At 70.5% G+C, this 12,768-nt stretch carries 10 protein-coding genes; 8 read left to right on the forward strand and 2 right to left on the reverse strand.

Annotated features, from left to right (window positions below; translation table 11 throughout):
• Window positions 1-218: 218 nt before the first annotated feature.
• The 4 genes from ACZ5VQ_RS21415 to ACZ5VQ_RS21430 all read left to right on the forward strand — a co-directional run bounded on the left by ACZ5VQ_RS21415 (window position 219) and on the right by ACZ5VQ_RS21430 (window position 5,804).
• Window positions 219-3,215, forward strand: coding sequence for a BTAD domain-containing putative transcriptional regulator (locus ACZ5VQ_RS21415; protein ID WP_469106279.1), 2,997 nt, complete (start codon window positions 219-221; stop codon window positions 3,213-3,215).
• A 111-nt stretch (window positions 3,216-3,326) separates the two neighbouring features.
• Window positions 3,327-4,043: a prepilin peptidase gene (locus tag ACZ5VQ_RS21420; RefSeq protein ID WP_469106433.1), complete on the forward strand. Its 717-nt coding sequence runs from the start codon at window positions 3,327-3,329 to the stop codon at window positions 4,041-4,043.
• Window positions 4,044-4,137: 94 nt separating this feature from the next.
• Complete coding sequence (gene mqnC / locus ACZ5VQ_RS21425) at window positions 4,138-5,337, forward strand: cyclic dehypoxanthinyl futalosine synthase (RefSeq protein WP_469106280.1); 1,200 nt, start codon at window positions 4,138-4,140, stop codon at window positions 5,335-5,337.
• A gap of 17 nt (window positions 5,338-5,354) precedes the next feature.
• The gene (locus ACZ5VQ_RS21430; protein ID WP_469106281.1) at window positions 5,355-5,804 is read left to right on the forward strand and encodes an imidazolonepropionase-like domain-containing protein; all 450 of its coding nucleotides are present in this window, start codon (window positions 5,355-5,357) and stop codon (window positions 5,802-5,804) included.
• Window positions 5,805-5,992: 188 nt separating this feature from the next.
• Here ACZ5VQ_RS21430 and ACZ5VQ_RS21435 read toward each other — a convergent pair whose 3' ends face one another.
• On the reverse strand, window positions 5,993-7,039 hold the full coding sequence (locus tag ACZ5VQ_RS21435; RefSeq protein WP_469106282.1) for a chitinase: 1,047 nt from the start codon (window positions 7,037-7,039) through the stop codon (window positions 5,993-5,995).
• Window positions 7,040-7,215: 176 nt separating this feature from the next.
• Between ACZ5VQ_RS21435 and ACZ5VQ_RS21440 the strand changes: the two genes are divergently transcribed.
• From ACZ5VQ_RS21440 to ACZ5VQ_RS21455, 4 genes are all read left to right on the forward strand, one after another.
• Window positions 7,216-7,686, forward strand: a complete 471-nt coding sequence (locus ACZ5VQ_RS21440; protein WP_469106283.1) for a hypothetical protein — start codon at window positions 7,216-7,218, stop codon at window positions 7,684-7,686.
• A 19-nt stretch (window positions 7,687-7,705) separates the two neighbouring features.
• Window positions 7,706-10,075, forward strand: a complete 2,370-nt coding sequence (locus tag ACZ5VQ_RS21445) for a bifunctional polysaccharide deacetylase/glycosyltransferase family 2 protein (protein ID WP_469106284.1) — start codon at window positions 7,706-7,708, stop codon at window positions 10,073-10,075.
• Window positions 10,075-11,460, forward strand: a complete 1,386-nt coding sequence (locus tag ACZ5VQ_RS21450) for an acyltransferase family protein (RefSeq protein WP_469106285.1) — start codon at window positions 10,075-10,077, stop codon at window positions 11,458-11,460. Before ACZ5VQ_RS21445 ends, ACZ5VQ_RS21450 begins: the two co-directional genes overlap by 1 nt.
• A gap of 115 nt (window positions 11,461-11,575) precedes the next feature.
• The gene (locus ACZ5VQ_RS21455; protein WP_469106286.1) at window positions 11,576-12,280 is read left to right on the forward strand and encodes a demethylmenaquinone methyltransferase; all 705 of its coding nucleotides are present in this window, start codon (window positions 11,576-11,578) and stop codon (window positions 12,278-12,280) included.
• 57 nt (window positions 12,281-12,337) lie between these two features.
• On the opposite strand, the gene ACZ5VQ_RS21460 is transcribed toward ACZ5VQ_RS21455, so the two are convergent.
• Window positions 12,338-12,685 (reverse strand): PASTA domain-containing protein, encoded by a 348-nt coding sequence (locus ACZ5VQ_RS21460; protein WP_469106287.1) that lies wholly within the window; start codon window positions 12,683-12,685, stop codon window positions 12,338-12,340.
• Window positions 12,686-12,768: the final 83 nt, after the last annotated feature.

The following is a 12,768-nucleotide window of genomic DNA, read 5'->3' on the forward strand; positions in this document are numbered from 1 at the left end:
TGAGATCTGTGACGTGACAGTTGCGAAGTGCTTGGAGTCGAGGCGTGGAACGGCGGACGCCCGAATGGAAATCGCGGGCATAGGGGGCGGGCGGTGAGGAATCGGTCGGGCTCAAGGACTGCTTCTCTCCCCGCCCTTCGACACCCTCAATAGGATCTAAGTAGGCTCAGCACACCCCCGCTCTCCCTCCCTCCACACACGACACCAGGACACCCGCCATGGCGCGACGTACCACTTCCAACTCGACGGGAAGCTCGCCGGGTCCGAGGAATCGGACGCCGCAGCCCTTGCCTCGGCGGCGCCGTACGGTCGGGGACTTTCTGAAGGCGTTTCTCGCCTTCGTGGCCCTGCTCGTGCTGCTCATCGGGGTGCCCGGGGCGCTGGCCTCGCAGATCGGGTGGCCGCTGCCGAGCGGTTCGCCGAGTCTGGACTGGCTCCAGAAAGAGATCAGCGTCGATACGTTCGTCAACACGCTGACCGTCGTCGTCTGGTTCGCCTGGGCCCAGTTCACCGCGTGCGTGCTCGTCGAGGTGAAGGCCGCCCTGTCGGGTGTCGGGCTGCCGAACCGCGTGCCCGGCGCCGGCCCGAGCCAGCTGCTCGCGCGGCAGCTCGTCGCGGCCCTGCTGCTCGTCGGCGCGACCGCGGCGAGCTTCACGCCGGGGCTGTCGCAGCTCGGGCAGCAGCTGGACGGGAACCAGCGGCCGGTCGCCGCGGCCGCGCAGCAGACGCCGGGCGGGCTGCTGGGCCAGCAGCAGGAGCAGGCGGCCTCGACGGCCGCCGCCCTGGCCGAGCAGGCGGCCTCCGCCGCCGCGCACGCCGAGAGCGGGACCGGCGCCCACGCCTCCGACGACGACACGAAGTTCTACCGGATCCAGCCCCCCGAGGGCCGTCACCACGACTCCCTCTGGGAGGTCGCCGAGCGCCACCTCGGCGACGGGCGGCGGTACAAGGAGATCTACCAGCTCAACAAGGACCGTACGCAGCCCGACGGTTCGAAGCTCTCCGAGGCCAGCCTCATCCGGCCGGGCTGGATCATGGAGATGCCCGGCGACGCCCGCGGCGGCGAGCTGGTGGAGATGCCCGACGAGGCCCCGAAGGTCTCGGAGGAAGTGCAGCAGCAGATCTCCGACTACGCCCGGACCGGCGGTGCCGAGGGCGCCGGCGGCCGGCAGGGCGGCGGCTCCGGGTCCCTCGACCGCGACACCGCCCACATCAGCCTTCCCGAGCAGCGGCCCGCCCCCGACCAGGGACACCAGCAGGGTGGGGACGGGCGGCAGGGGCAGCAGGGGCAGGAGCATGCCGCACCCGCCGCCGGGGAAGACGGCGGGTTCGGGCTGCCGCAGGCACTGCTCGGCGCGCCCCTCCTCGCCGCCGGACTCCTCGGCGCACTCGGCCGGCGCCGCCGTCAGGCCCTGTGGCAGTCCGCCCTCGGTGCCGTCGGCGGACGGCGCGGCATGGAACCGCCGACGCCCACCGGCGCCGCCGCCGACGCGCAGGACGCGCTGCTGGTGGGGGCCGACCCCGAGGGCGTACGCCTTCTCGACCTCTCCCTGCGCGGGCTCGCCGCGTCGCTCGCGGGCGAGTCCCGCCCGCTGCCGACCGTCTACGCGGCCTGGATGAGCGGCAACGGCGACCTGCACCTCCAGCTCGCCCAGCCCGCCGGGAAGCCGCCGGCGCCCTGGCAGCTCGGACAGGACCAGACGTTCTGGATGCTCGCGAGGGCGGACGCCGAGCGGTACGAGGACGTCGACACGGCCGCCCCCTACCCCGGCCTCGTCAGCCTCGGCACGATGGACGACTCTCGGCTCCTCCTCAACCTGGAGGCCGTGCCCGGCATCGTCTCGCTGAGCGGCCGCGAGCAGGACCGGGCGGGCGTGTTCGCCTCCGTGGCCGCCGAGTTGGCCACCAACGGCTGGTCCGACCGCATGACGATCACGCTCGTCGGCTTCGGCGAGGACCTCACTCCCCTCGCGCCCAACCGGCTCCGCCACCTCGACGACATCGAGGCGCTCGTGGAGACCATGGAGGCGGAGACGCGGCAGCGGCGCGGTGCGCTGGGTGCCGCGGGGCACGACTCGGTGCTGACCGGGCGTACGGGCCCTGCCCAGCACACCCGTTGGGCCCCGCACCTCGTGCTGCTCGCCGCCGAACCGTCCGCCGAGGACGCCGTCACGCTCGCCGAACTGGCCGCCGACGCAAGCCGGTTGGGTATCGGGTACCTCGTGGGTACGCAGTCGGGCGATCTGCCCGGCGCCGCCTGGGAGATGGAGATCACCAGCGAGGGCAAGCTCCTCGCGCCGCTCCTCGGACTCGAACTCGACGCGCAGCTCCTGCCGGTGTCCCAACAGCGGGCCGTCGTCGAGCTGTTCACCGACGCCGACCCCGAGCGCGACGACGACCGCCCCACCACCACCCCGCCGTTCCTCGTCGACATCAGCGAGCAGGGGCGTCCCGCGGTGTACGCGCGGCTCGTCGGCCCGTACGAGATCATCGGCCTCGAAACGCCGGACGGTGAGCGCAGCCCGCTGCTGCACGAGGCGTTGGCGCTGCTCCTTCTGCACCGCGAGGGTGTGCATCCGCGGGTGCTGTCCTCCGCGCTGTGGCCGCGCGGGGTCACCGACGACGTGCGGGACGCGCTCGTCGAGCGGCTGCGCGCCTGGCTCGGCAACGACCCGGACGGTACGCCGCGGCTCGGCACCGACTCGACCGGGCGGCTCAAGCTCGCCAAGTCCGTCGTGTCCGACCTGGACGTGCTGCGGTCGCTGTACCACGAGGCCACGCAGGGGCGGGGCGCCAACAGCCGTGCCGTGCGCGGGCGTCTGCTGACCGACGCGCTGGTGCTGGTGCGGGGGCCGTTGCTGGCCGAGCGGCCCGCGGGGCGGTACGGGTGGCTGACCCACGAGATCATCGACGCCCAACTGCCCCTGCTCGTCGCGGACATCGGGCTCGCCCTGTCCGCGTTCCACCTGGAGAAGGACCGGGCGGAGAAGGCGATCGAGGCACTGAACGCGGCGCTGGGCTCCGCGCCTGGGGATGAGCGGCTGTGGAACGAGTTGCTTCGGGCCACGCATGCCACCGGTGACAGTGATCGCCTCAAGAGGCTCGCTGCGGATCTGGTGGCGCGGAGTGGGGCGCGTGGGCTGCCGCCCAGGACCGAGGCCCTGCTGGACGAGTTGCTTCCTGCTTGGCGGAGTGGTGTTGCTGCCGTCGGATGAGTTGGGGTTGGTTGGCAGGGCGCCCGGACCCGGTGGCTGTGCCCACCCGTTCCGCCCTGCGGAACGCCTGCCCACAGTGGTAGCGGGGAGCGCCCAGTGGACCTGTTGCTGATGATCGTCGGCGCCGCCCTCTGGGGCGGTGCCGCCGGGCTGCTCATCCCCCGCGCCGCCCACCGCTTCTCCGTCACCCCCGACGAGCCGTGGCAGACGCGATGTCCCGAAGGGCACCTCGTCGGCGGCTGGGTCGGCCCGGCCCGTTGCCAGGAGTGCGCAGGGCGGCGGACGTACGGGCCCAGCACCCCCCTCGTCGTCCTCGCGACCGCGCTCGTCTGTGCGGCGCTGGCCGCGGCGACCGGTACCCGGCCCGAGCTGGGCGTCTGGCTGTTGCTCGCGCCCCTCGGTGTGCTCCTCGCCGTCGTGGACTTCACCGTGCAGCGGCTGCCGGACGTGCTGACGCTGTCGCTCGCGGGAGCCGCCCTGGTGCTGCTCGCGGGGGCGGCCGCCGCCCCCGAGAACGCCGGGGACTGGCTGACCGCCCTGTACGGAGCCCTCGCCCTCGGCGGCGGCTACTTCGTCCTCTTCCTCATCAACCCCAACGGCATGGGCTTCGGCGACGTGAAGCTCGCACTCGGTCTCGGCGCCGTCCTCGGCTGGTACGGCTGGGGAGCCCTGCTGCTCGGCACCTTCGCCGGGTTCCTGTTCGGCGGGCTGTACGGGCTGGGCCTCGTCGTCGTCCGCAGGGCCGGGCGCAAGACCTCCATGCCGTTCGGGCCCTTCCTGATCGCGGGCGCCTTCGTGGGCCTGCTGATCGGGGCGTACGCGGCCTGACGTCGGGTGATCAGGTTGCCTGGCGTCGGGTGATCACATTGCCTGGCGTACGCTGGATCAGTCCGTCCACACCCCTATGAAAGGGACCGCTCCGGTGACCGAGAAGGCCGACCTTCAGTCCGTCCTCGACCGTGCCGCCGAGGGTGGGCGGATCACCCCGGAAGAGGCGCTCGACCTCTACCGCGACGCCCCGCTGCACGCGCTGGGCGCCGCCGCCGACGCCGTACGCCGTCGTCGGTACGCCGGTACGGAGCACATCGCGACGTACATCATCGAGCGCAACATCAACTACACGAACGTCTGCGTCACGGCGTGCAAGTTCTGCGCCTTCTACGCGCCGCCGAAGGACACCGCCAAGGGCTGGACGCGCGACCTGGACGACATCCTGCGCCGCTGCGCGGAGACCGTCGAGCTCGGCGGGACGCAGATCATGTTCCAGGGCGGGCACCACCCGGACTTCGGCGTCGAGTACTACGAGAAGCACTTCGCCGCGATCAGGGCCGCCTATCCGCAGCTCGTCATCCACAGCCTGGGGGCGAGCGAGGTCGAGCACATGGCCCGTATCTCCAAGGTCTCCGCCGAGGAGGCGATCCAGCGCATTCACGCCGCCGGGCTCGACTCCTTCGCCGGCGCCGGGGCCGAGCTGCTGCCCGCCCGGCCCCGCAAGGCCATCGCCCCCCTGAAGGAGAGCGGCGAGCGCTGGCTGGAGATCATGGAGGCCGCGCACAACCTGGGCGTCGAGTCCACGTCGACGATGCTCATGGGCACCGGCGAGACCAACGCGGAGCGCATCGAGCACCTGCGGATGATCCGTGACGTGCAGGACCGGACGGGCGGCTTCCGGGCCTTCATCCCGTACACGTACCAGCCCGAGAACAACCACCTCAAGGGCCGCACGCAGGCCACGCTCTTCGAGTACCTGCGCATGATCGCCATCGCGCGGCTCTTCATGGACAACATCGCCCACATCCAGGGCTCCTGGCTGACCACGGGCAAGGAGGTCGGCCAGCTCTCCCTGCACTACGGCGCCGACGACCTCGGCTCGATCATGCTGGAGGAGAACGTGGTGTCGTCCGCCGGCGCCAAGCACCGCTCCAACCGCATGGAGATCATCGACCTGATCCGCAAGGCCGGCCGTGTCCCGGCCCAGCGGGCCACGACGTACGAGCACCTCGTCGTCCACGACGACCCGGCGAACGACCCGGTCGACGAGCGGGTCCAGTCCCACATCTCCTCGACGGCGATCGAGGGCGGCACGGCCCACCCGGAGCTGAAGCTCCTCGCCTCCAACTGAGCCCTTACGAGGACCAGTTGGAGACGATCCACACTGCTGACGAGGTACGCGTCGTCTGGGACGGCGGAGAGCCGATCAAGGACGGCGCGGTCGTCGTGGAACGGGACCGGGTGGGGGCCGTAGGGACGTTCGCGGAGATCCGCGAGCGGTTCCCGGGCGCCCGCGTCCGGCGATGGCCCGGAGTGCTCGGGCCCGCCCTGATCCACGAGGGCCCGCTCCCGGACGCCCCGACACCGCGCGAACGGCTGCACTCCGTGCTGAAGCGGGGGGCGGTGGCGGTTCTGGAGGAGTACGCCGACACGGCCGAGCTGAGGGCGGCGGCCGGGCGCAATGACGTGGCCGTCCTGTCCCGGGTCCGCCCCGCGGCGATCGTGGCCGGGGGCCGGGCCGACCTCGCGGTCTTCGACGAGGACGGGGCGTGCGTGGCGACTGTTTGCGCGGGGCGCCTTGTGCATCGGCGCCGTTGAGCTTTCTGTTGCTTGAGGGTGCGGGTTCGTTGTGGCTGGTCGCGCAGTTCCCCGCGCCCCCGCGCCCCTAAAAAGCGGGTCGGCCTTCAAAACCGCGGTGCACCAGGCGCCCTGGTCTTTTGTCTTTCAGGGGCGCGGGGAACTGCGCGACCAGGCCCCACTCACCCGCAGCCGAAATGTGACGGTAGTCACCCGGTAAACGCCTCCGCGAAATCCCCGGCCCCTTGTTCCACCCCACTGCAATTCGTCGCCGCGTCATCCGAAGCCGCGTCGTCCCCCTCGCACGGCTGGTCCCGGAACGTCGACCACATCGACACCCACGCGACCCCCTTCTCCTCCGCGAACGAGCGAACCTGCGCCGCGTCGGACAAGGAGAACGTCTCGTTGTCCACGTCGTTGACGCCGATCATCGAGGTGAGGGCGAGCCCCTTCCAGGCCCCGTCGTCCGACAGCCCGAAGACGTCCTTGAGTTGATCGTGGGCGGCCTCGGCCGACGTCTTGGCGTAGTCACCCATGTCCTCGTCGTACGAACTGCCGTAGTTCATGGTCATGATATTGACCGTGGAGACCTGGACGCCGTTGTCGTTGGCGGACTCCAGCAGCGCCAGGCTGTCGTTGTCGAGCCCGGACGGCATCACGGGCAGGGTGAAGGTGACCGCGAGGTCGGAGCGCTCCTTCTGGAGCAGGGCGATCGCCTCGGAGCGCAGCGCGACCGAGTCGGAGTCGGTCAACTGCTTGCCCTCGATGTCGAAGTCGGCCTCCGTGGCCCCGGCCGCGTCGAGCGCGGCCCCGTAGGCCTCGGCCAGTTCGGAGGCGCTGTCGCAGGTCGAGGCGAGCTCCTTGCCGGAGGCGCCGCCGAAGGAGACGCGCACCGCGCCACCGGACTCCGTGAGCGCCGATATACGGGACTTGACCGCCGAGTCGCCGATCGCCGTCGTGCCGTTCCACTTCGGCGTGCAGCTGCTGCCGCCCGCGATGACGAAGGCGAGGTTGTACGTGGCCGGGGAGCCGGCCGAGTCGTTGTCGGAGGCGGTGGTGGCGCTGACGTACGGGGCGTACGTGGTGGCCACCGAGGCCGAGGCCGATGGCGATGACGACTCCGAGGCCGCCCCCGCCGCCGACGGCTGTGAGGACGACGAGGACGACGACTCCGAGTCCGGTTCCGAGGAGCACCCGGCGCAGGTCAGGGCCGCCAGACAGACGAACCCGGCAGTCGGCTTGAGGAAACTCCGCATTGCGTATGCACCGCTCTCTGGTTCACGTCGTGGACCGAAAACGTCTCACAGGCGACCGCGGTGCACGAAGCCGAGCCGGACTCTCTCAGGGAAACGACAGGATCAGGCATTTCTCATGGCTGTCTCACAAGGAAATCAGAGTTTCGGACACATAAAGGCTGCCTAATATCCGGGGAATGCATTCCGAGCCTGCCATCGAATCCCGCGCCGCTGGGCGCGACCGCCGCCGCAAACGCGGCAACGGGTCCAACGGGTCCGAAGACGGTCCCGTGTTCGTTGACAACTCCGGGCGCAGAGCCAGGCTGCTGCGCCGGATCGGTCTCCTCCTGGGCGTCGTCTGCATCGGGTACGCGGTCGTGCTCGGCATGGCGTTCATGGGCTGGGGCCCCTCACTCTCCCCGTCCTCGCTGCTGCCCTTCGGGGGCGGCGGCCCGGGCAACCAGAACTCCCGGCCCGGCGGCGGTGCCCAGCCGCAGGGCGGCACCGGCACCCCGCCCGCGCAGCCCACCGGCGTCCCGCCCACGGGCGTCGCCACCGGCGCCCCGCCGGCCGGAGCCGCGCCCACCGCCGCCCCGTCGGCGTCCGCGGATCCCGCCTCCGTCTCCGCTCCGTCCGCGTCCGCCTCGGCGGCCGCGGGCGCCAACTGACCGGAACGCACTCACACTCATGGCTACCACGACGCCCTCGCGCGGCCGCAGGCGCGCCCCGTCCCGGATGACACGGGCCGCGGGCAAGGCCGCGGCGCTGCAGAAACCGCGTGTCATCCTCGCCCTGCTGCTCCTTCTCGCGCTCACCAGCGTGATGCTGCTCGACGGCTATCTGCGCGCCGAGGTCGGCGGCGACGAGCGCGTACGCAGCAACGCCAGTTCGAGCAAGGTCCCCGACAAGGTCCTCGACGGCGGGCCGATCCTCTCTTTCCGGGGCGGAGAGGCACAGAGCCAGTCCGTCCCCGAGAAGACCATCGCGCTCACCTTCGACGACGGCCCCAACCCCACCTGGACTCCGCAGATCCTCAAGATCCTTGAGGCGAACGACGTCCCGGGCACGTTCTTCGTGGTCGGGTCGATGGTGTCGCGCTATCCGGGCATCGTGAAGGACCTGGTGGACCAGGGCAACGAGATCGGCATCCACACCTTCACGCACGTCGACCTCTCGTACCAGAGCGACGACCGGATCGCCCGCGAGATGGACCAGACGCAGCTCGCGCTCGCGGGCGCGGCGGGCATCACGACCACGCTGTTCCGTGCTCCGTACTCCTCCGAGGCGGACGCCATCGACAACTACAGCTGGCCCGTCTACAAGAAGCTCGGTGAGGAGGGCTACACCAGCGTCTTCGTCGACACCGACAGCGACGACTGGAAGCGCCCGGGCGTCTCGAAGATCATCAAGTGGGCCACGCCGTCGAAGAACAAGGGCGCCTCGGTCCTCTTCCACGACGCGGGCGGCGAGCGTTCGCAGACGGTCAAGGCGCTGGGGACGTACATCAAGAAGATGAAGGCGAAGGGTTACACCTTCACCACCATCAGCGGCGCCATCCGGCAGGGGAACGGCCAGAACACCGAGAACGCTCAGAGCGGCCAGGCCGCCCAGAACGGTCAGCAGCCCGGCAGCGAGCAGGGCGAGCAGAGTGGGCAGGCGGGCGATCAGGTGCCCGGCGGTCAGCAGGGCCAACAGGGCCAGCAGCCCGGCCAGTCGGGGCAGGCGGGCCAGGCCGGCGGAGTCAACAGCCTCCAGGCCGCCCACCGCACCGCAACCGGCACCACCCTCTACGAAGGCAAGGCCCTCGTCGCGGCCGTCGCCGTCGCCGAGTGGACCGTACCGGGGCTCGCGACCGGGCTCGCCGTCGTCGGCGTCGCCGTCATGGGCCGCTTCGGGATGATGCTGATCCTCGCCCGCAGGCACTACCGGCAACGCAACAAACGCCGGTTCAGCTGGGGGCCGACCGTCACACAGCCCGTCAGCGTGATCGTGCCCGCTTACAACGAGAAGGAGTGCATCGCCAACACCCTTGAGTCGCTGGCGAAGAGCACCCATCCGATCGAGATCATCGTGGTCGACGACGGCTCGACGGACAACACGTCCGAGATCGCGCGCAGCGCGGCCGAGTCCTTCGGCATGACGAACGTCCGGGTCATCCGCCAGGAGAACGCGGGCAAGCCGGCCGCCCTCAACAACGGTGTCCGCAGCGCCAGTTACGACATCGTCGTGATGATGGACGGTGACACGGTCTTCGAGCCGGACGCCGTTCACCAGCTCGTCCAGCCCTTCGCGGACCCGGAGGTCGGCGCGGTCGCGGGCAACGCCAAGGTCGGCAACCGCAACACGGTCATCGGCGCCTGGCAGCACATCGAGTACGTGATGGGCTTCAACCTCGACCGCCGTATGTACGACCTGCTGCGCTGCATGCCCACCATCCCGGGCGCGATCGGCGCGTTCCGCCGGGACGCCGTCCTGGAGGTCGGCGGCATGAGCGAGGACACGCTCGCCGAGGACACCGACATCACCATCGCGATGCACCGCGGCGGCTGGCGGGTCGTCTACCAGGAGCACGCCAGGGCCTGGACGGAGGCGCCCGCCTCGCTCAAGCAGCTGTGGTCGCAGCGCTACCGCTGGTCGTACGGGACGATGCAGGCGCTGTGGAAGCACCGCAAGTCCCTTACGGACAAGGGTCCTTCGGGCCGCTTCGGCCGCGTCGGCATGCCGCTGGTCGTCATCTTCCAGATCGTCACGCCGGTCTTCGCCCCGCTCATCGACGTGTTCACCCTCTACTCGATGATCTTCATCGACTTCAAGGCGGCCCTGCTCGCCTGGCTGGCCGTGCTCTGCGTCCAACTAGTCTGCGCCGCCTACGCGTTCCGGCTCGACCGCGAGAAGTACCGCTACCTGCTGATGATGCCGCTGCAGCAGCTCGCGTACCGCCAGATGATGTACCTCGTCCTCATCCACTCCTGCATCACCGCCCTCACCGGCGGCCGCCTGCGCTGGCAGAAGCTGAAGCGCACGGGCGAGGTCGGCACCCCGGCGGGGGTCGGCTGATGAGCTGGGGGACGGATCAGCCGGGCTACCCACAGGATCAACCGCAGGGCTACGGCTACGGGTACGACCGGCAGCAACAGCCGTACGGTCAGCCGCAGTACGGCGGCACGCCGTACCCCCAGCAGTACGCCGGCCACGACCAGCAGGGGTACGCATCGGAGTACGCGCCGCAGTACACGGCGTACCCCGTGCCGGAGCAGGCGCCAGAGCAGGTGTCGGGCGACACGGCACAGCTGCCTACGGTGGAACCTCCGCCGGTGGAAGGGAAGTTCGCGGCCGCCACCGGGGCCGAGGCCGGGCTTCGTGACCGCGGGCCGGAGTCCGAACCGGCCCCGGACGCGCCGCCGAAGCCCGTCGGCCGCGACCGCTACTTCGACACCCTGCGCGCGGTCGCCCTGGTCCGCGTCGTCACGTACCACACCTTCGGCTGGGCCTGGGCGGGCATGGTCTTCCCCTCCATGGGGATCATGTTCGCGCTGGCCGGCACGCTGATGGCGAAGTCGCTGGAGCGGCCCGCCCCCAAGGTGATCAGGAGCCGGATCCGCCGGCTTCTGCCGCCCTTCTGGTTCTGGGGCTTCTTCGTCGTGGTCGCGATGCTGATCCACGACTGGATGCCCGGCTGGCAGATCGTCTACTGGATCGTGCCGCTCGGCGACCCGCCGGGCAACGCGTGGGGCGAGCAGGCCTGGGAGATCCTCTGGTACCTGCGGACGTACCTGTGGTTCGTCCTGCTCTCGCCCCTTCTCCTGAGGGTGTTCCGGCTGGCCCCGGTCGCGGTGCTCGTCCTCTCCCTCACCCCGATCCTGGTCGTCCACTTCCTGTGGGAGCCGCCGGACAACCGCTTCGGGAGCGCGCTCACCGACCTGGCCGTCTTCCTCTTCTGCTGGATCCTCGGCTTCGCGCACCGTGACGGCGTCCTGCAACGGCTGAAGCCGTTCGCCGTCGTCGTCCTCTCGCTCGCCGCGATCGGCTACGGCGGCTGGTACGCCTTCACCCACCAGGCCGAGACGGGCTCGTACGACCTAGACGACATCCCGCTCGCGCAGGCCTTCTGGTCGGCGGGGTTCGTGACGCTCCTGATGTACGCGAAGGCGCACTTCGCGATCGACTTCGCCGGGCTGGCCCGCTTCAGGCGCCTCGACCGGATCGTGACGATCTTCAACGCCCGTGCCGTGACCCTCTACCTATGGCACGAGATCGCACTGATCCTGGCCGTCCCGCTGATCGACCAGTTCTGGAACGTGCCGGCCTTCGAGACGTATCTGCCGCTGGAGAGCCAGTGGTTCATGTTCGGCATCGGCTGGATCCTCATCGCCGTGTTCATCCTGCTCTGCGGGTGGGTGGAGGACGTGGCGGCGAAGAAGAAGCCGAGGCTGCTGCCCTGACGGGCCCGCTGCTGCCCCGAGGGCCCTTGCGAGAGCCGTCCTCGCGGCGGCGTTCCGACCGGCGTACGGGCCGGGTGCTGGAGAGTCACCCGGCCCGTACTGCCACAATGGGACCGTGACCCGCGCATCCCTGAACAAGCAGCCGCACGAAGTCGCCTCGATGTTCGACGACGTGGCGGAACGTTACGACCTGACGAACGACGTGCTGTCGCTCGGCCAGGACCGGGTGTGGCGCAAGGAGGTCGCGAAGGCGGTCGACGCGCGGCCCGCGCAGAAGATCCTCGACCTCGCGGCGGGCACCGCCACCTCGTCGTTGCCCTTCGCACGCACGGGTGCGTACGTCGTCCCCTGCGACTTCTCCCTCGGGATGCTGAAGGTCGGCAAGAAGAACCACCCCTGGCTGCCGCTCACCGCGGGCGACGCCACGAAGCTGCCGTTCAAGGACGACACCTTCGACGCGGTGACGATCTCCTTCGGCCTGCGGAACGTGCAGTCCACCAGCATGGACACCGCGCTGCGCGAGCTGTACCGGGTGACCAGGCCCGGCGGACGCGTCGTGATCTGCGAGTTCTCGCATCCGACTTGGGCACCGTTCCGCACGGTCTACACCGAGTACCTGATGCGCGCCCTCCCGCCGGTGGCCCGCGCGGTCTCCTCCAACCCCGACGCCTACGTCTACCTCGCCGAGTCCATCCGCGACTGGCCCGACCAGCCCGCCCTCGCCGAACGCCTCACCAAGGCGGGTTGGTCAAAGGTCGCCTGGCGCAACCTGACGGGCGGGGTCGTGGCCCTGCACAGGGGCTACAAGCAGGCTTCGTAAGCCAACGCGACCAGCCCCACCGGCCCGCGGTGTCCCCACAACCCGCAGCCCCAGCGGCTACCGCAGCACGGCAAACGGATCCCCCGGCTCATCAAGCTCCCGGTACAACCCCCCGGGCGGCGGCCCACCCCGCCGAGGCTCCCGCACACCCGCCCCGCCACCGCCTTCCCCCTCGCCGAAGTCGAACCACACGGTGACGACCGCACCCCGAGGCACCTCCGACCCGGGCAACGGGTACTGCCGTACGACGTAATCGACGACGGTCAGATGGAAGTCGGGCCGATCCGGCGCGGCGAGCAGCACCCCTCGCGCCTCGGCCGTCTCGCGCGCGTCCACGGCCATCAGACCGACGAGCCGCGGTACGCGCACTTCGGGTGTCTTGCGTGGTATGCGCACAGACGTCACCCCCAGCGGTACCGGCAGAGTAAGCCCTGCCGGGCCGTGCCGGAAGGTGTCGGAAGCCCGGCCGAAAGCCCCCGGAATTCCCC

The organism is Streptomyces sp. NPDC033178, from assembly GCF_055577685.1.

Coding starts and splice junctions, on each gene's coding strand:
- ACZ5VQ_RS21415 (WP_469106279.1), top strand. CDS start 219: ATGGCGCGACGTACCACTTCCAACTCGACGGGAAGCTCGCCGGGTCCG.
- ACZ5VQ_RS21420 (WP_469106433.1), top strand. CDS start 3,327: ATGATCGTCGGCGCCGCCCTCTGGGGCGGTGCCGCCGGGCTGCTCATC.
- ACZ5VQ_RS21435 (WP_469106282.1), bottom strand. CDS start 7,039: ATGCGGAGTTTCCTCAAGCCGACTGCCGGGTTCGTCTGTCTGGCGGCC.
- ACZ5VQ_RS21440 (WP_469106283.1), top strand. CDS start 7,216: ATGCATTCCGAGCCTGCCATCGAATCCCGCGCCGCTGGGCGCGACCGC.
- ACZ5VQ_RS21445 (WP_469106284.1), top strand. CDS start 7,706: ATGGCTACCACGACGCCCTCGCGCGGCCGCAGGCGCGCCCCGTCCCGG.
- ACZ5VQ_RS21450 (WP_469106285.1), top strand. CDS start 10,075: ATGAGCTGGGGGACGGATCAGCCGGGCTACCCACAGGATCAACCGCAG.